Source organism: Streptomyces sp. NPDC005576 (genome assembly GCF_042871745.1).
Taxonomy (GTDB): Bacteria; Actinomycetota; Actinomycetes; order Streptomycetales; family Streptomycetaceae; genus Streptomyces.
Genome location: NZ_JBIAJC010000007.1, coordinates 198,207 through 219,841, shown reverse-complemented (window position 1 = coordinate 219,841; position 21,635 = coordinate 198,207). Strand labels below are relative to the sequence as shown.

The following is a 21,635-nucleotide window of genomic DNA, read 5'->3' as shown; positions in this document are numbered from 1 at the left end:
CCCAGGCCCGACCCCCCAGACCTTTGCATAAAAGTGCACCACTGCGTATAGTCATGCCATCGATGAGGAGGATTCCGATGGTGGTACGTGCAGCGGTGGCAGGGGCGAGCGGATACGCCGGCGGTGAGCTGCTGCGCCTGCTGCTGGCCCACCCCGGGATCGAGATCGGCGCCCTGACCGGCCACTCCAACGCCGGGCAGCAGCTCGGCGCGCTCCAGCCGCACCTGCGGCCGCTCGCCGACCGGGTGCTGGAGCCCACCACCGCCGAGGTGCTCGCCGGGCACGACGTGGTCTTCCTCGCCCTGCCGCACGGGCAGTCCGCCGCCGTCGCCGAGCAGCTCGGCGACGAGGTCCTGGTCGTCGACATGGGGGCCGACTTCCGGCTCCAGGACGCCGCGGACTGGGAGAAATTCTACGGGTCGCCGCACGCCGGCACCTGGCCCTACGGGCTCCCCGAGCTGCCCGGCGCCCGCGCCGCGCTCGCCGGGTCCCGCCGGATCGCCGTCCCCGGCTGCTACCCGACCGCCGTGTCCCTGGCGCTCTTCCCGGCGTACGCCGCCGGACTCGCCGAACCGGAGGCGGTCGTCGTCGCCGCGTCCGGTACCTCCGGCGCCGGCAAGGCGGCCAAGCCGCACCTCCTCGGCTCCGAGGTGATGGGGAACATGACCCCGTACGGAGTCGGCGGCGGACACCGGCACACGCCGGAGATCACGCAGAACCTCAGCGCCGTCGCCGGCGAACGCGTCACGGTCTCCTTCACCCCGACCCTCGCACCCATGCCCCGCGGCATCCTCGCCACCTGCAGCGCCAAGGCGAAGCCCGGTGTGGACGGGGAGGCGCTCCGCGCCGCCTACGAGAAGGCGTACGCGGACGAGCCGTTCGTCGACCTGCTCCCGGCGGGCCAGTGGCCCGCCACCGCGGCCGTGTACGGCTCCAACGCCGTGCAGATCCAGGTGGCGTACGACCCCGCCGCCGGTCGGATCATCGTGATCAGCGCCATCGACAACCTCGCCAAGGGCACCGCCGGCGGCGCCCTGCAGAGCACCAACATCGCGCTCGGGCTGCCCGAGGACACCGGCCTGACCACCGTCGGCGTGGCCCCCTGACCGACGTGCGCCCGACCGCACCCACCCCGGGCGCCGGGCATACGGGCGCCGGGCCCCGGACCACCACGGAAACCGCCGCAGCGCCGCACCGCGCGGGCGGAGAAGCGAACGAGGAGATGCAGTGAGCGTCACGGCAGCACAGGGATTCTCGGCGGCGGGCATTGCCGCCGGGATCAAGGAGAGCGGCAACCCGGACCTGGCCCTCGTGGTCAACCTCGGGCCCCGCCGCGCCGCCGCGGGAGTCTTCACCTCCAACCGCGTCAAGGCCGCACCCGTCCTCTGGTCCCAGCAGGTCCTCAAGGGCGGCGAGGTCTCCGCGGTCGTCCTCAACTCCGGCGGCGCCAACGCCTGTACGGGACCCAAGGGCTTCCAGGACACGCACGCCACCGCCGAGAAGGCGGCCGAGGTCCTCGAAGGCCACAGTGCCGGCGAGATCGCCGTCTGCTCCACCGGGCTCATCGGCACGCTGCTCCCCATGGAGAAGCTGCTCGCCGGGGTCGAAAAGGCCGCCGGAGCTCTCAGCGAGGACGGCGGGACCGACGCCGCCATCGCCATCAAGACCACCGACACCGTCCACAAGACCGCCGTGGCCCGCGGCGAGGGCTGGGCCGTCGGCGGCATGGCCAAGGGCGCGGGCATGCTCGCCCCCGGGCTGGCCACCATGCTCGTCGTCCTCACCACCGACGCCGACGTCGACGCGCCCGCGCTCGACGCCGCCCTGCGGGACGCCACCCGCACCACCTTCGACCGGGTCGACTCGGACGGCTGCATGTCGACCAACGACACCGTGCTGCTCCTCGCCTCCGGCGCCAGCGGCATCACCCCGGAGCCGGACGCGTTCTCCGCGGCCGTACAGGCCGTCTGCGCCGACCTGGCCCGCCAGCTCATCGGCGACGCCGAGGGCGCGTCCAAGGACATCCGGATCGAGGTCGTGGGCGCCGCGACCGAGGACGACGCCGTCGAGGTGGGCCGCTCCATCGCCCGCAACAACCTCCTGAAGTGCGCCATCCACGGCGAGGACCCCAACTGGGGACGCGTGCTCTCCGCGATCGGCACCACCCGGGCCGCCTTCGACCCCGACCGGCTGAACGTCGCCATCAACGACGTCTGGGTCTGCAGAGACGGCAGCGTCGGCGACGACCGCGACCTGGTCGACATGCGCTACCGCGAGGTCAAGATCACCGCCGACCTCTCCGCGGGCACCGAGTCGGCCGTCATCTGGGCGAACGACCTCACCGCGGAGTACGTCCACGAGAACAGCGCGTACAGCTCATGAGTACGGCAGGGAGCACCGGAAACAGCACCGGTGGCAGCGCCGAGAAGAGCACGGCCCGTAAGCACACCGCCCTCCCGAAGGCGCAGATCCTCATCGAAGCGCTGCCCTGGCTGACCCGGCACAACGGCCGGATCGTCGTCATCAAGTTCGGCGGCAACGCCATGATCGACGAGGAGCTGAAGGCGGCCTTCGCCCAGGACGTGGTGTTCCTGCGGCAGGCAGGCCTCAAGCCCGTCGTCGTGCACGGCGGCGGGCCGCAGATCAACGCCCAGCTCGACAAGCAGGGCCTGGTCAGCGAGTTCAAGGCCGGACTGCGGGTCACCACGCCCGAGGCGATGGACGTCGTCCGCATGGTCCTGGCGGGGCAGGTGCAGCGCGAGCTGGTCGGCCTGCTCAACCAGCACGGACCGCTCGCCGTCGGCATGACCGGCGAGGACGCCCGGACCATGACCGCCGTCCAGCACCGGCCCACCGTCGACGGCGAGCTCGTCGACATCGGCCGGGTCGGCGAGATCACCGAGATCGACACCGGGGCCATCGAGGCCCTGCTGGCGGACGGCCGCATCCCGGTCATCTCCTCGATCGCGCGCTCCGCCGACGACAACCACGTCTACAACGTCAACGCCGACACCGCCGCCGCCGCCCTGGCCGCCGCGCTGGACGCCGAGACGCTGATGGTCCTCACCGACGTCGAGGGGCTCTACGAGGACTGGCCGAACAGCGACGACGTGATCAGCCGCATCACCGCCACCGAGTTGGAGAAGCTCCTGCCCGAGCTCTCCAGCGGCATGGTCCCGAAGATGCAGGGCTGCCTGTACGCGGTCCGCAACGGCGTCGAGACCGCCCGGGTCATCGACGGCCGGGTCCAGCACGCGATCCTGCTGGAGATCTTCACCGACGAAGGAGTCGGCACGATGGTCGTGCCCGACACGGACACCATCGCCGTGACCGGCGCGGAGGGGAAGTCATGACGAACGCGGAACTCGGTCAGCGGTGGAGCCACGCGCTGATGGACAACTACGGCACCCCGCAGATCCCCCTGGTCCGCGGCGAGGGCGCCCGCGTCTGGGACGCCGACGGCAAGGAGTACCTCGACTTCGTCGGCGGTATCGCGGTGAACGCGCTGGGCCACGCCCACCCCGCGATCGTCGAGGCCGTCTCCACCCAGATCGCCTCCCTCGGACACGTCTCCAACCTCTTCATCGCCGAGCCGCCCATCGCGCTCGCCGAGCGGCTGCTCCAGCTCTTCGGCCGGAGCGGACGGGTCTACTTCGCCAACTCCGGCGCCGAGGCCAACGAAGCCGCCTTCAAGATCGGCCGGCTCACCGGCCGGACCGGCATGGTGGCCACGGACGGCGGCTTCCACGGCCGGACCATGGGCGCACTGGCCCTCACCGGACAGCCGAAGAAGCGGGACCCGTTCCAGCCGCTGCCGGCCGAGGTCACGCACGTGCCGTACGGGGACGTGGAAGCACTCCGGGCCGCCGTCACCACGGAGACCGCGCTCGTGATCATCGAGCCGGTCCAGGGCGAGAACGGCGTGGTCGTCCCGCCCAGGGGCTACCTCTCCGCCGCCCGCGAGATCACCCGGGCCACCGGCACGCTGCTCGTCCTCGACGAGGTGCAGACCGGGATCGGCCGGTGCGGCACCTGGTTCGAGTACCAGGCCCACGAGGACGTCGAACCCGACATCGTCACCCTCGCCAAGGGCATCGGCGGCGGTCTGCCGCTCGGTGCGACCGTCGCCTTCGGCGCCGCGGCCGACCTGCTGAAGCCCGGGCACCACGGCACCACCTTCGGGGGCAACCCGATCGCCTGCGCGGCGGGCCTCGCCGTGCTGGACACCCTGGCGGCGGACGGCGCCCTCGACAACGTGAAGCGGCTCGGCGAACGCATCCGCGACGAGGTCGAGGGGTTCGGACACCCCCTCGTCTCCCACGTCCGCGGCTCCGGCCTGCTGCTGGGTATCGTGCTCACGGGGCCCCACGCACCGCAGGTGCAGCAGGCGGCCCAGGAAGCGGGGCTCCTGATCAACGCCCCCGCGCCCGATGTCGTACGGCTGATGCCGCCACTGATCATCGGCGACGCGGAGGTGGACGCGTTCCTGGCAGTGCTGCGGGGCGCGCTGGACACGGTGAACCCGGGCGAGGGCGACGGAGAACCCGGAGCATGACCACCCGGAGAATGAGGCGACGACGATGACCGAGGCGCAGGACAATGACCACGGCGGCCCTGCCGTGCCGCAGACCCGCACGGCACGCCACCGCCGGATCGTGGACATCCTGAACCGGCAGCCGGTGCGCTCGCAGAGCCAGCTGGCCAAACTCCTCGCCGACGACGGGCTGAGCGTCACCCAGGCGACGCTCTCCCGCGACCTAGACGAGCTGGGCGCGGTCAAGATCCGCAACACCGGTGGCGAGCTCATCTACGCCGTGCCGAGCGAGGGCGGATTCCGCACCCCGCAGGCACCGCTGGGCGGCTCCGCCAAGGAGGAGCGGATGCGGCGCCTCTCTTCGGAGCTGCTCATCTCCGCGGAGGCCTCGGCCAATCTCGTCGTGCTGCGCACGCCTCCCGGCGCCGCCCAGTTCCTCGCCTCGGCCATCGACCAGGCCGAACTCCACGACGTCCTCGGCACGATCGCCGGGGACGACACGCTGATGCTCATCAGCCGCGACGCGGAGGGCGGTCAGGCGCTCGCCGACCACCTCCTGCGCCTGGCGCAGAACGAACGCTGACGGGTACCCCGTACGCCGTACGCCCACGAGCCCGGTCCGTCACCGACGGACCGGGCTCCTGCGCGTCGTGGGCGTCAGTACGTGGTGACGGCCAGGTTCCCGGCCGAGGTGCCGATGGCGATGTGCGGGTGCTTCGCCGGGTCGGCCCAGGCCAGGACGCGGTCCATCGCCTCCGCCGGCACCGAGACGCAGCCGGCGGTCGCCCCGGCACCGTCGACGTGCAGGAAGACGCCCGCGCCCCGGCCCCGTACCGGCTCCGCGTAGTTGAAGCCGATCACCATCGCCCGGGCGTACTGGGTGGGGTACGTGACCAGGTGCTCGGCCTCCGCGGCCCGGCAGTCCGACGGCAGCGGCTCCACCCACCGGTTGTACTCCCGCGCCCCGTTGTCCTGGCACCACCACGAACCGTCCGTCACCCTGCGGTACGGGTAAGCCGTCCCGGCCGGAGCCGGCCGGACGCCGAAGGCGAAGGGGAGCTCGTACAGGCCGGCCGGGGTGGTGTTCGTACCCTGCCGCCGGGTACGGCCCTCCGCCAGCCCCGCCGCCCCGAACCGGGCCGGCGCGGTGCCCACCCGGGCCCACCGCCCCCGCCGCAGCTCCCACCAGGTGACCGTGCCGGTGGTGGACCCGGTGTCCGGAGCCTCGGCGACGATCAGCTGCCGGCCGCCGCCCGTGTCGGCCAGGCGTTCGGGCAGCGGCCGGCCGGCCGCGGAGGGCGGCGCCGCTGAGACGGAACCGGCCAGAGCCAGCAGGACGGAGAGGGCCACCAAGGATCCGCGCATGCTCCGGACCGTACGGGCGAAGGGGAAGCGGCTCCACCGGGGTGCGCCGTACGGTTCAGGGGCGCGTCGGCCGGCGCGCGTCCGGGCGGCGGGCACCGGCGGCAGCGGGAGCGGCAGGGCCGGCGCAGCCCGCCGATGCCCGGTGCGGATCATCTGCCGTCAGAAACCCTCGGTCCGCTGCTTCTCGGCCGCTCGCCCGCTGCTCCGCCCCTGGCTCAGGCGGGCGGCAGCGGTTCGTACCGGGCGCGCTGCGCCTCGTGGGCGACCTCGGCGTCCTGGTCCTCCTCCATCCCCGCCAGCACCCGCTTGCGGAGCCCGAGGCTGTGCGCGCCGAGCAGACGGAGCCCGGCCCGGCGGACGTGCGTCGGGCGGGCGGGGTTCACCAGTGCGGCCAGCCACTCCTCCGGGACGAGCAGCACGTACGGGGTCAGGGCCTTGCGGGCGGTGCGCACCACCGGCGGATGGGGGTCGTCCATGGCGGCCATCAGCTCGTCGATGGAGACCGCGTCCAGCATGCGCAGCCCGGCCAGCGCCGCCGCGCGGACCCGGCCCTCCGGATGGCGGGTCAGGGGCCGCAGCAGACCGGCCGCGTCCGGTGCCCGGGATTCGGCCAGCCCGAACACCGCGCCCGGCGGGAGGGCGGGCGCGACCGGGTCCGCGCACCGCTCCCGGTAGGACGCCCACGGGTCCGCGCCCTCCAGCCGCGCCACCAGCCGGGCGGCGGTACGCACCCGGGCCGAGGGATCGGCGAGGTGGCCGAGTGCCTCCGGCCCCCGGCCCGCCCGGTGCAGCGCGGTCACCGCCGAGGACCGGGTCGCGGCGGAGGACGCTATGAGCAACGGATCGAGGAGACGGTGCGGATCTCCGGCGCTGACCCGGGCGAGGAGCGCGTCGGTGCAGAGCCGGCGGACCGCCGGGTCCTCCGCCGTCAGGATCAACTCCGTGAGCCGGGCGGGCGGCAGGAGCCCCCGGTGCAGGCAGAGCCCGACGCCGAGCAGCCGTGCCCTCGGCCGGGGGCTCGCCAGCAGCCGCGCGGGCAGGGAGGACGGGAGCGCGGGGGCGGCGGCGAGGACCAGGGCGAGACCCGGCCCACCGTGCGGGCGGAGCGCCAGTTGTACGGCCAGCGGGACGAGCGCGGCCGCGCGCTCCGCCGCCCCGGGCCCGTCCAGGGCCACGCCGAATGTCCGGCGGGCCCGTTCCCGTACGGGGGCCCGGCCGTCCGCGCACCGCAGGAGGAGCAGCGGGAGCAGGGCAGGTCGCCCGGCGGCGAACGGCACCGCGGCCTCGCGCACCCGCCACCGGTGGTGGCAGAGGGCGAGGGCGGTCTCCGGCTCGGTCGGCGGGAAATCCGTCCATGTGACGTCCCGGGCGCCCTCGTCCCACTGCGGGTCGAACGCCCGGTCCCCAGGCCCGAGGACCTCGGCCCCCGGGCCCTCGGTGCCGGAGCCCGGGGAGGTACTCGCGCCTCCTCGGGCGGTCGTCGCGCGAACCCGCCGGTCGTGGTCGATCCAGGCCTCGGGATCGGCCGTGTCCACTGCGGTGGCCGGCGGGTTGCCCCGCACCAGGCGCTCGTGGGGCGCGAGTGGGCGCGTGGGGGACGGGTGGGGCGGCTTCCGCATGGAGCGCAGCCTAAATGGTGTCCGGTGGATCGAGGTCGGGCCGGGTGTCACGACCCCGGCCATGATCCGCCGGACACCACCTCGGGGCGTCCGAGGCGCGCGCGGTCCGGTCCGCCCGAAGGCGTACGACGGGTCAGGGTGGTGCGACGCGTGGGGGAGGGGTACCCGCGCATCCAGCCGATCGGGCGGCGGACATCGTCGCGCCGGGCCCCTCACCCGTCTCGGCCGGACCCCTGCGGTATTGCGCGCAGAGCCGGACATTCCGCTTGCTTCGCGCGTGGCCGGATAGCGACGGGAAACCTCACGGTGCTGTTGGCGCGACGATCTCCGCTCATATCGTTGCCCCAGGCATCTAGATGGTGTCCGACGTCCTTCTGCCCAGGAGGCAGGTATGACCGAGACCGTGACGACGCCGACCCCCCACCCCGAGTACCCGATGGCCAGGGCGGCCGGCTGCCCGTTCGACCCCCCTCCCGCGCTGCGGGAACAGCAGGGCGGTGAACCCTCCCGGGTGAGCCTCTGGGACGGCAGCAGCCCCTGGCTGATCACCCGCTACGACCAGGTGCGAGCCCTGCTCGGCGACCCGCGCATCAGCGCCGCCCCCGAGCGCCCCGGCTACCCCCACCGGGATGCCGGGTCGCGGGCCCGGAGCCTGACCCGTCACACCTTCATCACCATGGACGACCCCGAGCACGCCCGTCTGCGCCGCATGGTGACAGCACCCTTCGCGATCAAGAGGGTGGAGGTGATGCGGCCCGCGATCCAAAGAATCGTCGACGATCTGCTCGACCGCATGCTCGCGGGCCCCGGGCCCGCGGACCTCGTCGAAGCGTTCGCGCTGCCGCTGCCCAGCCTGGTGATCTGCGAACTGCTCGGGGTGCCCTACGAGAGGCACGACTTCTTCCAGAAGCAGACCAAGATCCTGGTCCGCCGCAACGGCGACCCGCAGGAGGTGGTCGCGGCGTCGGAGGCGCTCGTCGACTACCTGCAGGAACTGCTGGCCGACAAGCTGGCCGAGCCGGGGGACGACATCCTCTCCGATCTGGCCGTCCGGCGGGTGGCGACGGGTGAACTGACCTCGCGCGAGGCCGCCGAGATGGGTGCGCTCCTGCTCGCGGCGGGCCATGAGGCCACCGCGAACATGATCGCGCTGGGCACGGTCGCCCTGCTGCGCCACCCCGACCAGCTCGCGCTGCTCCGCGACAGCGACCACCCCAAGAGGGTCGCCGCGACGGTGGAGGAACTGCTGCGCTACCTCACCATCGTCCACTCCGGCCGTCTGCGCGTGGCGTCGGAGGACATCGAGATCGGCGGCGTCACCATCCGCGCCGGGGACGGCGTCATCTGCGCCACGGACATCGCCAACCGCGACCCCGACGTCTTCCCCGACCCGGACCGGCTCGACGTCACCCGCGACGCCCGCCGGCACGTCGCCTTCGGGTTCGGCGTGCACCAGTGCCTCGGCCAGCCGTTGGCCCGTGTGGAACTGCAGGTCGTCTACAGCACCCTGTACCGGCGCATCCCCACCCTGGCCCTGGCCGCCGGGGTCGACCAGCTCCGCTTCAAGCACGACGGCGTCATCTACGGCGTCTACGACCTGCCCGTCACCTGGTAGCAGCGCAACGGAACCGACGACGGAACAGACCGCGGAACAGACCGCGGAACCGACAACGGAAGCGAGAAACGCATGCGCGTCACAGTCGACCGGCCCAGGTGCGTGGCGTCCGGACAGTGCGTCATGGTGGCCCCGGCCGTCTTCGACCAGGACGACGACGGCATCGTCCACCTCCTCCTCGACCGGCCGGAGGCCGAGCATCACGAGGACGTGAAGGAGGCCGTGGCCGTCTGCCCGGCCGCGGCGATCCGGCTGGAGGGGGAGTGACGGCGGTGCCACCGCGCCGCATCGTGGTGGTCGGCGCCTCGGCGGCAGGTCTGTCGGCCGTCGAAACCCTGCGGCGCGAGGGGTTCGACGGCTCCCTCACCCTGGTGGGCGAGGAGGTGCACCCTCCCTACGACCGGCCGCCGTTGTCGAAGCGGATCCTCACCGGAGACTGGCAGACCGACCGCCTCCGGCTGCGCCGGCCGGAAGACCTGGACGCCCTCGGGCTGGACCTGCGACTCGGCGTGGCCGCCTCCTCGCTGTCCCCCGCCACCCGTACGGTCACCCTCGCCGACGGGGCCCGGCTCGCCTACGACGGCCTGGTCGTCGCCACCGGGGTCCGGCCCCGCCGCCTGCCGGAGTGCGGCACACCGGGCGTCCATGTCCTGCGGGACATGGACGACGCCCTGGCGCTGCGCGACCGGCTGGCAGCGGGGGGCCGGCTGGTCGTGGTGGGCGCCGGATTCCTCGGTACGGAAGTGGCCGCCGCAGCCCGTTCCCTCGGCGCCGTCGTCACCCTCGTCGAGCCCACCGCCGTCCCCCTCGCCCACGTCGTGGGCCGGCAGGTGGGCGCCCACCTCGCCCGGATCCACCGGGAGCACGGCGTGGATCTGAGGACCGGCACGAAGGTCACCGGGATCAGGACGGTAGCGGGGCGGGCCGCAGAGGTGCACCTGTCCGACGGAACGGCGGCCGAGGCCGACGACGTGCTGGTAGCCATCGGCTCGCGGCCCAACACCGAGTGGCTCGCCGGCAGCGGCCTGGACCTCACCGACGGGGTGGGCTGCGACGCGTACTGTGCCGCGGCCCCCGGCATCTACGCCGCCGGGGACGTCGCCCGTTGGTACAACCCGCTGTTCGGCACCGGCATGCGCGTCGAGCACCGCACCAACGCCGCCGAGCAAGGCATGGCCGCGGCCCGCAACCTCCTCGGTCCCGGACGCCCCGGACCTTTCGCACCCGTTCCCTATTTCTGGTCCGACCAGTACGGGCTGAGAATCCAGGCATACGGGCACCTCCGCGACCACGACGAGGCCCGCGTCGTCGACGGCGACATGACGGACGGCCGCTTCGTCGTCGCCTACCGCACCGGAAGCGTCCTCTCCGGGGTGCTGGCGGTGGACACGCCCCCGAAGATCCTGCGTTCCTGGCGGGCGTCGATCGCCGCCCGCACCCCCTGGCAGGAAGCGGCACGCCCCGCCCTTCTTTGACAAAACATACGGAGGACTGCATAGTTATGCCAACGGTGGGGGTGCCGTGGAGAATCTCCCGGCCTCCTCCGCGAAGACCGCCGCCCGGCGTGACCCGGCCCGACTGCGCGCCACGCCTGCACCACGCGTACAGAACCGGCCTCCCCGATCCTCCGTGGCGGGGAGGCGGTCGCACACCCACCCCCTTGTTCTTCGAGGAGCACGCAGTGAGCAACGCCAACGGCAACAGCGACGTACGCCTCTGGGGCGGCCGTTTCGCCGACGGACCGGCCGAGGCGCTGGCCAAGCTGTCCGCCTCCGTCCACTTCGACTGGCGGCTGGCGCCGTACGACATCGCCGGCTCCCGCGCCCACGCGCGTGTCCTCAACAAGGCGGGCCTGCTCACCGACGACGAACTCACCCGCATGACCGGCGGGCTCGACCAGCTCGAAGCCGATGTCGCGGACGGTTCGTTCACCGGGACCATCGCCGACGAGGACGTCCACACCGCGCTGGAGCGCGGCCTGCTGGAGCGTCTCGGCAAGGACCTCGGCGGCAAGCTCCGCGCCGGCCGGTCCCGCAACGACCAGGTCGCCACGCTCTTCCGGATGTACCTGCGCGACCACGCCCGGATCATCGGCGGGCTGATCGCCGACCTCCAGGACGCGCTGGTCGGCCTCGCCGAGGCCCACCCGGACGTCGCCATGCCCGGCCGGACCCATCTCCAGCACGCCCAGCCGGTGCTCTTCGCCCACCACGTCCTGGCCCATGTGCAGGCACTCTCCCGGGACGCCGAGCGGCTGCGCCAGTGGGACGAGCGGACGGCGGTCTCGCCGTACGGCTCCGGCGCGCTGGCCGGCTCCTCCCTCGGGCTCGACCCGGAGGCGGTCGCCGCGGACCTCGGCTTCGAGGGCGGCTCCGTCGCCAACTCCATCGACGGCACGGCCTCGCGCGACTTCGTCGCCGAGTTCGCGTTCATCACCGCGATGACCGGGATCAACCTCTCCCGGATCGCCGAGGAGATCATCATCTGGAACACGAAGGAGTTCTCCTTCGTCACCCTGCACGACGCGTTCTCCACCGGCTCCTCGATCATGCCGCAGAAGAAGAACCCGGACATCGCCGAGCTGGCGCGCGGCAAGTCGGGGCGGCTCATCGGCAACCTGACCGGCCTGATGGCGACCCTCAAGGCGCTCCCGCTCGCGTACAACCGCGACCTCCAGGAGGACAAGGAGCCCGTCTTCGACTCCTGCGACCAGCTGGAGGTCCTGCTCCCCGCCTTCACCGGCATGATGGCCACGCTCACCGTCAACCGGGAGCGCATGGAGGAGCTGGCCCCGGCCGGCTTCTCGCTCGCCACCGACATCGCCGAGTGGCTGGTCAAGCAGGGTGTGCCGTTCCGGGTCGCGCACGAGGTCGCGGGCGAATGCGTCAAGGAGTGCGAGCACCAGGGCATCGAGCTCGACGAACTGACCGACGAGCAGTTCGCGAAGATCTCCGAGCACCTCACCCCCGAGGTCCGTACCGTCCTCAACGTGCCCGGCGCGCTCGCCTCGCGCGACGGCCGCGGCGGTACGGCCCCGTCCGCCGTCGCGATCCAGCTCGCCGAGATCAAGCGGGACCTCGCGGTCCAGCACGCCTGGGCGACCGCCCGGCGGTAGGGCCCACGCCGTCCGGACCACGCCGTCCGGACCGGGTCCACCCGGTCTGGACAGCGTCGTCGGCGGGCGGGTCCGAGGTGTACGCACGGCGACGCGGGCTACGTTGACGGGGAAGGGTGCAGAGACGACCCCGGATCCACGAGGAGCCCGCGATGCCATTCGACCGCCTGACCGCGGCCACCGCCTCGACCGCCCACATCGGGCTCGGCCTGGCCGCCGTCGGCAGGCCCGGCTACATCAATCTCCACCGCGACCTCGACCTGCCCGAGGACCGCACCCCCGATGCCCTGCGCGACCGCACCCACGAACTCCTGGACGCGGCCTACGCGCAGGGCGTCCGCTACATCGACGTGGCCCGCTCGTACGGCCGCTCCGAGGCGTTCCTCGCCGAGTGGCTGACCGCCCGCCCCGCCCTCGACGACGTCGTGGTCGGCAGCAAATGGGGGTACACCTACACCGCCGGCTGGTCGGTCGAGGCCGAGGCGCACGAGGTCAAGGACCACGGCGTGGCCACCTTCGACCGCCAGCGCGCCGAGACCCGCGCGCTGCTCGGCGACCGGCTCGACCTCTACCAGATCCACTCGGTGACCGCCGACAGCCCCGCCCTCACCGACAAGGAACTCCACGCCCGGCTCGCCGACCTGGCCGCCGAAGGCGTCACCATCGGCCTCTCCACCAGCGGGCCCGGCCAGAAGGACGCCATCCTGGCGGCCCTGGCGGTCACGGTCGACGGCGAACCCCTCTTCCGTACCGTCCAGGCGACGTTCAACGCCCTGGAGACCTCGGCGGGCCCGGCACTCGCCGAGGCCCACGGAGCCGGCCTCACGGTGATCGTCAAGGAGGGCATGGCGAACGGACGGCTGGCCGGTACTCAGGCGCCGGCGCTGATCCGCGAGATCGCCCGGGACCGGGAACTCGGCAGCGACGCGGTGGCCCTCGCCCATGTGCTCCACCAGCCGTGGGCCGGTGTCGTCCTCTCCGGTGCGGCCACGGCTCTGCAGCTCTCCGGGAACCTGCACGCCGTCACGCTCGACCTCGGTGAGGAGGAACGGGCCCGGTTCGCCACCCTCGTGGAGGACCCGGAGGCGTACTGGCGGTACCGGGCCGCGCTGCCCTGGAGCTGACGGCCCGCCTGCCCAGGAGTCCCTCAGGCCGCCCAGTCGGCCAGCGCGTCGAAGTCCGGCCGCTCCAGGCCGACGGCCGGATCGATCTGCCGGAGCAGCGCCGGGCCGGGGTGGTGGGCCGCCACCCACGCCCGGTCCTGCTCGCGGACCTCGTCGTCGATCCAGGCGAACGGCCGCCCGGCCGCGTACGCCACGACGTGCCGCGTCTTCCAGAAGGTCCCGTCGCCCGCGCTCCCGCCCACCACCGGCCAGTCGACGAAGGGCAGCACCGGCAGCCCCAGGTGCGGGCCGACCCACACGTTGGCCTCGTTCTTCCAGGTGGTGGCCCAGACCAGTTCGTACCGGCCGGCCAGCGCCAGCAGCGCCGGGCCGTGCGCCGGATTGAGCAGCACCGGCAGGGCCTGCCCGGTCTCCCACCCCGTCGGGCGCATCCGGTGGCGGCGGTACCCTTCCGGGGCACGGCGCCGGGAGAGCGCCATGTACGGGTTCAGCGGACCGTCGATGTCGATCAGCAGCAGCGGTTTGGTACCCATGACCACATGCTGCCGCCCGGTGGCCCGGAGCGGTACCGAGTCAGGGCCTGTAGGGGGTTGTCGCGCGGAAGAAGGAGGGGGGGCTGGGTGCGTGCGATCGCCAGGCGCCGGAGCGCCCTGGTAGCGGAGCTACCAGGGCGCTCCGGCAGCGCCGCGAGTGCGCGGGCCCAGCCCCGCGACGCCGCGAGCCAACCCCCTACAGGCCCTACGGCCGTCGGGTCCGGCAGGGCCATCCGTCCGACCGCCGGGTTGCCGCGCGGCGGCGCGGGACGGAGCGTGGAGCGATGAGCACAGCCGACCGGGGGACCGGCACCGAAGAGGCCGACGCCGACCGTCCGGGCCGCTGGATCGCGCTGACGGTCCTCGTCCTCGCCGTCCTGCTGGTCGCGGTGGACGCCACCGTCCTCGGCCTCGCGACCCCGTACCTCACCGAGGACCTCGAACCGACCGGCACCCAGCTGCTCTGGATCGGCGACGTCTACTCCTTCGTGATCGCCGGGCTCCTCGTCTCGATGGGCAGCCTCGGCGACCGCGTCGGCCGCAAGAAGCTCCTCCTGACGGGCGCCACCGCGTTCGGGGCGATCTCCGTCCTCAACGCGTACGCCAACAGCGCCGAGACGATGATCGCGGCCCGCGCGCTGCTCGGTGTCGCGGGAGCCACCCTGATGCCCTCCACCCTGGCCCTGATCCGCAACATCTTCCACGACCCCCGCGAGCGCAGCCTCGCCATCGGTATCTGGGGCGCGGCGGCCTCGGCCGGCGCGGCGGTCGGGCCCGTGGTCGGCGGATTCCTCCTCGAACACTTCTGGTGGGGCTCGGTCTTCCTCATCAACCTGCCGGTGATGGCCGTACTCGTCGTGGTGGGTGCCCGGCTCATCCCCGAATCGAAGGACCCCGCCCCCGGCCCCTGGGACCTGCCCGGCGTCGCCCTCTCGCTCGTCGGCGTCATCGGGGTCGTCTACGCGGTCAAGGAGGCGGCCGCACACGGATTCGGGTGGGGCGTCGTGCTCTCCGCCGTCATCGGCACCGCCGCGCTGGTGTGGTTCGTCCGCAGGCAACTCCGTCTTCCTGCGCCCCTGATCGACGTACGCCTCTTCCACCACCGCGGATTCTCGGGCGCCGTCCTCGCCGATCTGCTCACCATTCTCGGCCTCTCCGGGCTCGTCTTCTTCCTCTCCCAGTTCCTCCAGCTGGTCCAGGGCCGCGGCCCACTGGAGGCCGGCCTCGCGGAGCTGCCCGCCGCCGCGGGATCGGTGGTGGCGGGCCTGCTGGCCGGCCGGGCGGCCCGCCGGTTCTCGGTGCGGGCCGTCGTCTCCGGCGGGCTCGCCGCCGTCGGCGCGGCCCTGGCGGCGGTCACCCTGATCGGCCAGGAGACCGCGTACCCGCCGATCGGCGCGGTGATGCTCGTCGTCGGCGTCGGCGCGGGATTCGCCTTCACCGTGACCGCCGACGTGATCCTCTCCAGCGTCCCCAAGGAGCAGGCCGGTGCCGCCTCCGGCGTTTCGGAGACCGCGTACGAACTCGGCGCCGCCCTCGGCATCGCCCTGCTCGGGTCCATCGTGACCGGCGTCTACCAGGGCTTCCCCACCCCGGCCGGAGTCCCGCCGGACACCACGGCCGCCGCCCACGAGTCGCTCGGCGGAGCCGTGGAGGCGGCCGGAACGCTGCCTGCTGCCCAGGCCGATCCGCTGCTCGCCGCCGCGCAGACCGCCTTCACCGACGGGCTGCGGGCCGCCGCCGGGATCGGCGCCGCCGTGCTGCTGGCGACGGCGGTGGCCGCCTGGTTCCTGCTGCGCGGACAGCGGCTGGAGGAGGGCGCCGAGCACCCGTGAAGCGCTGGCCGGCTGTCAGTCGACGGGCTTCTCCCACACCGAGACGTGCCGCCCGCTCTCGTTGCCGAACGGGGACCGGTCCCAGTCCTCGTGGCGCTCCCGCAGCCGCATCCCCGCGAGCTGCGCCATCAGGTCGAGTTCGGCGGGCCACACGTAGCGGAAGGGGATCGAGCGGTACTCGCCCCGTCCGTCGGCGAGGTCCACGTAGTTCGAGCTCACCGACTGGGTGGCGACGTCGTAGTCGTCGTACGCCCAGCGCGTCGCACTCGTGTGGAAGGGCACGATCCGCTGCCCGGCGGGGAGTTTGCGCAGCTCGGGGATCATCACCTCGATCACGAAGGTGCCGCCCGGCGCGAGGTGGTCCGCGACGTTGCGGAAACAGGCCACCTGGTCCGCCTGGGTCGTCAGGTTCATGATCGTGTTGAAGACCAGGTACGCGAGGGTGAAGGTGCCGTCCACCTTCGTACCGGTGAAATCCCCGATCGTCACCCCGATCGAGTCGCCGCCCGGCTTGGCGCGCAGCCGCTCCACCATCGCCCGGGACAGGTCGATGCCGTGCACCGGGACCCCGCGCCGCGCCAGGGGCAGCGCGATCCGCCCGGTTCCGATGCCGAGTTCGAGTGCCCGGCCGCCGCCTGCGAGCTCCGCCAGGAAGTCGGCGGTCGTGCCCACCAGATCCGGCGCGAACATGTCGTCCGAACGCTCGTCGTACGCCGCCGCGATCCGCTCTCCGAAGAAGTCTTCCTTGTCGGTCACGCCCGGCACGGTACTCCTGGCCTTCCTGCCGTGCCTCGGTTTTTCCGAACGCGGGCAGACGTGCGAAGGGCCCGCCTCCCGACAGGTCGTCCGTCGGTGGGCGGGCCCGGATGCCCCGTGCCGCTGGTTACGCGGCCTTCGCCTTCGTCGCGTACATGTCCACGTACTCCTGGCCGGAGAGACGCATGACCTCGGACATCACCGAGTCCGTCACCGCGCGCAGCACGTAGCGGTCGCGGTCCATGCCCTCGTACCGGGAGAACTCCATCGGCTCGCCGAAGCGGACCGTCACCTTCCCCGGCCGGGGGATCCCGGCGCCGCCCGGCTGGAGCTTGTCCGTGCCGATCACCGCGAAGGGGATCACCGGGGCGCCCGTCATCAGGGTGAGGCGGGCGATGCCCGTACGGCCCCGGTAGAGCCGGCCGTCGGGGGAGCGGGTGCCCTCCGGGTAGATGGCGAAGGCGCCACCCTCGTCCAGCACCCGGCGGCCCGTCATCAGTGCGGCGACTCCGCCCCGCCCGCCGTCGCGGTCCACCGGGATCATGCCGCTGCCGGTGAAGAACCAGGCCATCATGCGTCCCTTGAGGCCCTTGCCGGTCACGTACTCGTCCTTGCCGATGTAGTACACCGGCCGGTCGCAGCAGATCGGGATGATCATCGAGTCGATGAAGGTGAGGTGGTTGCCCGCGAGGATCACCGGACCGGTTCCAGGGATGTTCTCGGCGCCCTCGATCTGGGGGCGGAACATCAGGCGCAGGATCGGGCCGAGCACTGCCTTGATGACCGTGAGTCGGGACAACGGTTCCTCCGGTGTCGTGGCCGGGCCGGCCGGGGCGGTGACGCGATGGTCTGTGCAGGTGAGGACGATACTCGCGGCGACCCGCCGACCGCACATCGGGTTCACACGACGGATACGCAGTGTTGACACGAGTTCGCGGTGTGTTGGCCCGCCCGACCCCTGGTGTACCGGCCCCGTGCCTACGCTCGGGGCCGTGCCGAAGCCGGTTCCGCCACCCGAACATCACATGCGAGGAGCGTCCATGACAGAGCGTACGCGCAAGAGCCCCCGCCGCCGGGCCCTGCTCGGAGCCGCGGTGCTCGGCACGACCACTCTCGGCCTCTCGGCCGCCGGCACCGCAGCGGCCGACGACCGCGGCCACGACGACACCCGCGGGGACGGCGGGCGCGGCGCCGGGCGTCACCTGCGCGACCTGCCCGTGCCCACCGTCGTCGGCCACCGGGGCGCGAGCGGCTACCGCCCCGAGCACACCCTCGGCTCGTACCGGCTCGCGCTGGACCTCGGCGCCCACATCATCGAGCAGGACCTCGTCCCGACGAAGGACGGCCACCTCGTCTGCCGCCACGAGAACGACATCACCGGTACCACCGACGTCGCCTCCCACCCCGAGTTCGCAGGCCGCAAGACCACCAAGACGGTCGACGGTGTCCCGCTGACCGGCTGGTTCACCGAGGACTTCACCCTCGCCGAGCTCAAGACCCTGCGGGCCACCGAGCGCATCCCCGGCAACCGTCAGAAGAACACCCTCTACGACGGCCGCTGGGAGATCCCCACCTTCGAGGAGGTCCTGCGCTGGGCCGACGCCGAGGGCCGCAAGCGCGGCAAGCCGGTCTGGCTCTACACCGAGACCAAGCACCCCACGTACTTCCGGAAGCTCGGCCTGGCGCTGGAGGAGCCGCTCGCCAAGCTGCTGCGCCGCTACGGACGCGACCGCGCCGACGCCGCCCTCATCCTCCAGTCGTTCGAGCCCGACTCCGTGCGACGGCTCTCCCGACTGGTGTCCACCCCGCGCATCGTGCTGCTCGGCGGCGCGACCTCGCGCCCCTGGGACTTCACCGAAGCGGGCGACCCGCGCACCGTCGCCGACCTCGTCACCCCGGCCGGCCTGAAGTGGATTGCCTCCTTCGCCCAGGGCATCGGCCCCACCCTCGACCTGGTCGTCCCCAGGGACTCCGCCGGCCGCCTCGCCGCGCCGACCACCCTGGTCCGGGACGCGCACGCGCAGGGGCTGATCCTGCACCCGTACACGATGCGCAACGAGAACGTCTTCCTGCCCACCGAGTTCCGCTGGGGCACCGACCCCAATGCGTACGGCGACGCGTTCGGCGCCTTCCGCGCGTACTTCGCGACCGGCATCGACGGGATCTTCTCCGACAACGCCGACACCGCACTCCTCGCGGCGGCCGACGCCCACCGCGCCTGACGGTCCCCTCCACCCGCCGGGGCGGGGCCGGTCCGCCGTCAGCGCCGGACCCGCCGTGCCCCGGTCGGGTGGCACTTCCCGCCCCGTGCAACCACCCGCGCGCGGGACGCGTTGAGCGGGCGTGACCACCGCCGAACCCGCAACACCCCTCGCCGGGCGCGGGACGACCTCCCCCGGCCGCGCGCCGGGCGTCGCCCCCCGCTCCCACCGCGCTCCGGGCGCTCCCACCGCGTACACCGTCGTGGTGCTGACGGCCCTGCACCCGCTGGTCCGCGCCGAGGTGACGGCCGAGGCGCCGGCGACGGGCACGGACCCGGCCGACCTCGAACAGACCGTCTGGCTGAGGTTGCTGGAGCGCCTCGCCTCCGGGGTTCCGTTACCCGATCCGCCCCGCTGGGTGCGCGAGACCGTACGCGCCGAGGTCCGCGGGGCCCGCCGCGCCGCCCTGCGTGAACTCCCGCACGCCGACGGCGGTCCCGTCGCGGGACCGGGCAGCTGTCCGGAGCGCGCCACCCTCGGCGCCGCCGAACGGCGGGCGCTGCGCGCGGCCGTCGCCCGGCTGCCCGGCCGCTGCACCGGGCTGTTGACCGCCCTGCTCGACCCCGGCGACCGCACCTACCGTGAAATCGCGGGGGAGTTGGGTATGTCACAGGGGAGCTTGGGGCCGATTCGTTCCCGATGTCTTGGATGTCTCCGCAGAATGCTCGCGGCCGAGGTTGCCGCTCCCGGCACGCGGGGAAGGGTGCGATAGACAACCGGCCTATCAGGTGAGCGGAAGGCATGCACACATGGGCATGAGTGTGATCATCTCGGCGGCGGACCCTGACGACGCCGAGCAGCTCTTCAGGCTCCAGTACCTCTGTTTCCAGAGCGAGGCGGAGCTCTACGGGAACTACCGCATCGACCCGCTCGTGCAGACCCTGGAGTCCGTCCAGGACGAACTCGCCACCGACCTGGTCTTCGTGGCCCGGCTCGGCGACGAGGTCGTCGGCGCCGTCCGGGGGTTCACGGCGGAGGACGGCACCGGCCGGATCGGCAAGCTCTGCGTCCACCCCCGGCTCCAGGGCCACGGCCTCGGCGCCCGGCTGCTGCGCGCGGCGGAGACGGGGCTCGCGGCCGAACGCGCGGCCACCCGCTTCAGGCTGCACACCGGGCACCGCAGCGAGGGCAATTTGCGCCTCTACCGCCGCGCCGGATACGCGCAGATCGGCGCGGAGACCGGCGAGGACGGGGTGCGCCAGATCCTGCTGGAGAAGGAGGCCCCGGCGGCCCAGGAGTACCTGGCGAGCGCGTAGCGGCTCCACGGCCGGGCGGCTCCCCGGCCGGCAGGAACGCGAAGTCCCGCCCGCACGCGACGTGCGGAGCGGGACCGCGCGGTCACCGCACATCGCCCCGGACCCCGCGGGCCCGGGAACGCACCCGGTATCAGGCCTGCTTGGCCCGGCGCAGCCAGAGCAGTCCGGTGACCGGCAGGATCACCGGGATGAAGACGTAGCCCATGCCGAAGTCCGACCAGACGGTGGCGTCCGCGAAGGCGGAGGGCTCCAGCATCGTCCAGGTGCCCACGATCAGAACGCCCGTGAGTTCGGCGGCGCAGCAGACCAGGGCGGCCCGGCGCGCCTTCTCGCCGCCGCGCACCAGGGAGTACGTGATGAACCCGTACACCAGGGCGGCGACGGCCGACAGTACGTACGCCAGCGGAGCCTTGCCGAAGTCCAGGATGATCTGGACGATCGCCCGCGAGGCGGCGGCGACCGTGAACACCCCGTAGAACCAGACGAGTACGCGCCCGGGGCCGGTGCCCAGGTCGAACGGCTGCTTCTGCGCCGCCGCTCCGGCCGGTGCCGGGGTCTCGGTGCGATCGGTACCGGTCACGTCAGTTTCCCCAGATGTCGTAGAGCCGTACTTCGAGCACGGCCAGCACCACCGCGCCGGCGGCCACCGTCGCCGAGCCCCAGCGGGTGCGCTCGCTCAGTGACAGGAATCCCGCCGCGGGAACGGCCGCGAAACAGCCGATGAGATAGCAGATGAAGATCGTCATGCCCTGCTCCGGGCGCTCGCCGCGCCCCAGCTGCACGATCCCCACCACCAGCTGGGCGAGGGCCAGCAGCGTGACGACCGCCATGCCGATGAAGTGCCAGTCCTTGGTCGGCTGGTCCCGGTAGGCGGCGAATCCGCACCAGGCGGCGAGGGCGAGCGCGGCCACGGCGAGCGTGACCGTCAGGGCGTCGAGCATGAGCCGAGGGTATTACGGCCGTACCCCCTGCCCGCGTCCGGCCCCGCCTCCCGGCGGTCGTGCGCGAAGGCCGGGCACTCGTGTGCGAAGGCCCCGAAGTCGTGCACGGGGCCCGGCGAAGGCAGGGCAGCGGTGCCTGGCGCCCGGCCGGGGCGCGCGCCCGCCCCGGCGGGCCGTGGCGTCCGCCACAGGAACCCGGGCCGGGCAAAGGCCGGGGGCCCCGGCCGGGCGACCTCGCCCAGTGGCCGCGTTCCCGCAGGTCGGAGAGGTACGCGAGCGGGGCGTGACGGGGCGCGGCGGCGGTCGGCGGTCTCGGCGGGAGTGTCCGGCATCCGGACGCACCGGTTCCGCTCGTCGTTACATCTGTTTTACTTGGCGCATGACCACGACGAGCAGCCGCACCCGTGCGACCGAGGCGATCCGTACGCCCGGTGCTCGCTGTATGTGTCGAATGCGCGCCATCTGAGGGCCCCCGCCAGAGTCTCGCGCCCCGAAGCGAGACCGCGCCGGCGTCGTCGCCTCCCGGTTCCCCGGTAGGGACGCTCCGGCCCCGCACGGCTCGACCGGTACCCCTGTGCCGCGGCCGTGCCGAGATCCCGGCCGACGAGGGCCGGTGCGTCTCCCTCGGACGATCGCCCCGTGCCCGGCGCACCACACCGCCGCGAGCACTCGACAGTGACGGAA

At 73.0% G+C, this 21,635-nt stretch carries 21 protein-coding genes; 14 read left to right on the top strand and 7 right to left on the bottom strand.

What is annotated here, in order from left to right; genetic code table 11:
- The first annotated feature begins 77 nt into the window (after positions 1–77).
- The 5 genes from argC (at position 78) to ACFYPN_RS14575 (ending at position 5,117) form a co-directional block, all read left to right on the top strand.
- The gene (argC, locus tag ACFYPN_RS14595) at positions 78–1,106 is read left to right on the top strand and encodes an N-acetyl-gamma-glutamyl-phosphate reductase (RefSeq protein ID WP_358758978.1); all 1,029 of its coding nucleotides are present in this window, start codon (positions 78–80) and stop codon (positions 1,104–1,106) included.
- Between the two features lie 121 nt (positions 1,107–1,227).
- Positions 1,228–2,382, top strand: coding sequence for a bifunctional glutamate N-acetyltransferase/amino-acid acetyltransferase ArgJ (argJ, locus tag ACFYPN_RS14590; protein WP_358758976.1), 1,155 nt, complete (start codon positions 1,228–1,230; stop codon positions 2,380–2,382).
- The gene (argB, locus tag ACFYPN_RS14585) at positions 2,379–3,353 is read left to right on the top strand and encodes an acetylglutamate kinase (RefSeq protein ID WP_358758974.1); all 975 of its coding nucleotides are present in this window, start codon (positions 2,379–2,381) and stop codon (positions 3,351–3,353) included. Before argJ ends, argB begins: the two co-directional genes overlap by 4 nt.
- Positions 3,350–4,555, top strand: coding sequence for an acetylornithine transaminase (locus ACFYPN_RS14580; protein WP_358758973.1), 1,206 nt, complete (start codon positions 3,350–3,352; stop codon positions 4,553–4,555). The genes argB and ACFYPN_RS14580 overlap by 4 nt, the downstream gene beginning before the upstream one ends.
- 25 nt (positions 4,556–4,580) lie before the next feature.
- Complete coding sequence (locus ACFYPN_RS14575) at positions 4,581–5,117, top strand: arginine repressor (RefSeq protein WP_389298382.1); 537 nt, start codon at positions 4,581–4,583, stop codon at positions 5,115–5,117.
- Positions 5,118–5,191: 74 nt separating this feature from the next.
- On the opposite strand, the gene ACFYPN_RS14570 is transcribed toward ACFYPN_RS14575, so the two are convergent.
- Positions 5,192–5,899 (bottom strand): L,D-transpeptidase, encoded by a 708-nt coding sequence (locus tag ACFYPN_RS14570; RefSeq protein ID WP_389298380.1) that lies wholly within the window; start codon positions 5,897–5,899, stop codon positions 5,192–5,194.
- 215 nt (positions 5,900–6,114) lie between these two features.
- Entirely contained in the window at positions 6,115–7,518 is a 1,404-nt protein-coding gene (locus ACFYPN_RS14565) for a HEAT repeat domain-containing protein (RefSeq protein WP_389298378.1), read from the bottom strand.
- Between the two features lie 391 nt (positions 7,519–7,909).
- On the opposite strand from ACFYPN_RS14565, the gene ACFYPN_RS14560 reads away from it, so the two are divergent.
- From ACFYPN_RS14560 to ACFYPN_RS14540, 5 genes are all read left to right on the top strand, one after another.
- Complete coding sequence (locus ACFYPN_RS14560; RefSeq protein ID WP_389298376.1) at positions 7,910–9,133, top strand: cytochrome P450; 1,224 nt, start codon at positions 7,910–7,912, stop codon at positions 9,131–9,133.
- 72 nt (positions 9,134–9,205) lie between these two features.
- Positions 9,206–9,400 (top strand): ferredoxin, encoded by a 195-nt coding sequence (locus tag ACFYPN_RS14555; protein WP_358758963.1) that lies wholly within the window; start codon positions 9,206–9,208, stop codon positions 9,398–9,400.
- On the top strand, positions 9,397–10,608 hold the full coding sequence (locus ACFYPN_RS14550) for an NAD(P)/FAD-dependent oxidoreductase (RefSeq protein ID WP_389298374.1): 1,212 nt from the start codon (positions 9,397–9,399) through the stop codon (positions 10,606–10,608). Before ACFYPN_RS14555 ends, ACFYPN_RS14550 begins: the two co-directional genes overlap by 4 nt.
- Before the next feature lie 206 nt (positions 10,609–10,814).
- Positions 10,815–12,248, top strand: coding sequence for an argininosuccinate lyase (gene argH, locus ACFYPN_RS14545; RefSeq protein WP_358758959.1), 1,434 nt, complete (start codon positions 10,815–10,817; stop codon positions 12,246–12,248).
- Positions 12,249–12,400: 152 nt separating this feature from the next.
- Positions 12,401–13,372, top strand: coding sequence for an aldo/keto reductase (locus tag ACFYPN_RS14540; protein WP_358758957.1), 972 nt, complete (start codon positions 12,401–12,403; stop codon positions 13,370–13,372).
- A 23-nt stretch (positions 13,373–13,395) separates the two neighbouring features.
- Here the strand turns inward: ACFYPN_RS14540 and ACFYPN_RS14535 are convergent, their stop codons facing one another.
- Positions 13,396–13,905, bottom strand: coding sequence for a hypothetical protein (locus ACFYPN_RS14535; RefSeq protein WP_358758955.1), 510 nt, complete (start codon positions 13,903–13,905; stop codon positions 13,396–13,398).
- Positions 13,906–14,189: 284 nt separating this feature from the next.
- Here ACFYPN_RS14535 and ACFYPN_RS14530 point away from each other — a divergent pair, with 284 nt between their 5' ends.
- A complete protein-coding gene (locus ACFYPN_RS14530; RefSeq protein ID WP_389298371.1) occupies positions 14,190–15,737 on the top strand; it encodes an MFS transporter in 1,548 nt (515 codons plus the stop codon).
- Positions 15,738–15,752: 15 nt separating this feature from the next.
- On the opposite strand, the gene ACFYPN_RS14525 is transcribed toward ACFYPN_RS14530, so the two are convergent.
- Positions 15,753–16,493 (bottom strand): class I SAM-dependent methyltransferase, encoded by a 741-nt coding sequence (locus tag ACFYPN_RS14525; protein ID WP_358764999.1) that lies wholly within the window; start codon positions 16,491–16,493, stop codon positions 15,753–15,755.
- 127 nt (positions 16,494–16,620) lie between these two features.
- Entirely contained in the window at positions 16,621–17,292 is a 672-nt protein-coding gene (locus ACFYPN_RS14520) for a lysophospholipid acyltransferase family protein (RefSeq protein ID WP_358765001.1), read from the bottom strand.
- A 241-nt stretch (positions 17,293–17,533) separates the two neighbouring features.
- Here ACFYPN_RS14520 and ACFYPN_RS14515 point away from each other — a divergent pair, with 241 nt between their 5' ends.
- The 3 genes from ACFYPN_RS14515 (at position 17,534) to ACFYPN_RS14505 (ending at position 20,010) form a co-directional block, all read left to right on the top strand.
- On the top strand, positions 17,534–18,715 hold the full coding sequence (locus tag ACFYPN_RS14515) for a glycerophosphodiester phosphodiesterase (RefSeq protein ID WP_389298369.1): 1,182 nt from the start codon (positions 17,534–17,536) through the stop codon (positions 18,713–18,715).
- A gap of 241 nt (positions 18,716–18,956) precedes the next feature.
- Positions 18,957–19,466, top strand: coding sequence for a sigma-70 family RNA polymerase sigma factor (locus ACFYPN_RS14510; RefSeq protein ID WP_358765049.1), 510 nt, complete (start codon positions 18,957–18,959; stop codon positions 19,464–19,466).
- Positions 19,467–19,503: 37 nt separating this feature from the next.
- Positions 19,504–20,010 carry a GNAT family N-acetyltransferase gene (locus tag ACFYPN_RS14505; RefSeq protein WP_358765005.1) on the top strand — a complete coding sequence of 169 codons (507 nt, stop codon included), beginning with the start codon at positions 19,504–19,506 and terminating at the stop codon, positions 20,008–20,010.
- A 130-nt stretch (positions 20,011–20,140) separates the two neighbouring features.
- Here the strand turns inward: ACFYPN_RS14505 and ACFYPN_RS14500 are convergent, their stop codons facing one another.
- Positions 20,141–20,590: a hypothetical protein gene (locus tag ACFYPN_RS14500; protein WP_358765007.1), complete on the bottom strand. Its 450-nt coding sequence runs from the start codon at positions 20,588–20,590 to the stop codon at positions 20,141–20,143.
- A 1-nt stretch (position 20,591) separates the two neighbouring features.
- Entirely contained in the window at positions 20,592–20,951 is a 360-nt protein-coding gene (locus tag ACFYPN_RS14495) for a hypothetical protein (RefSeq protein WP_358765009.1), read from the bottom strand.
- Between the last annotated feature and the right edge of the window lie 684 nt (positions 20,952–21,635).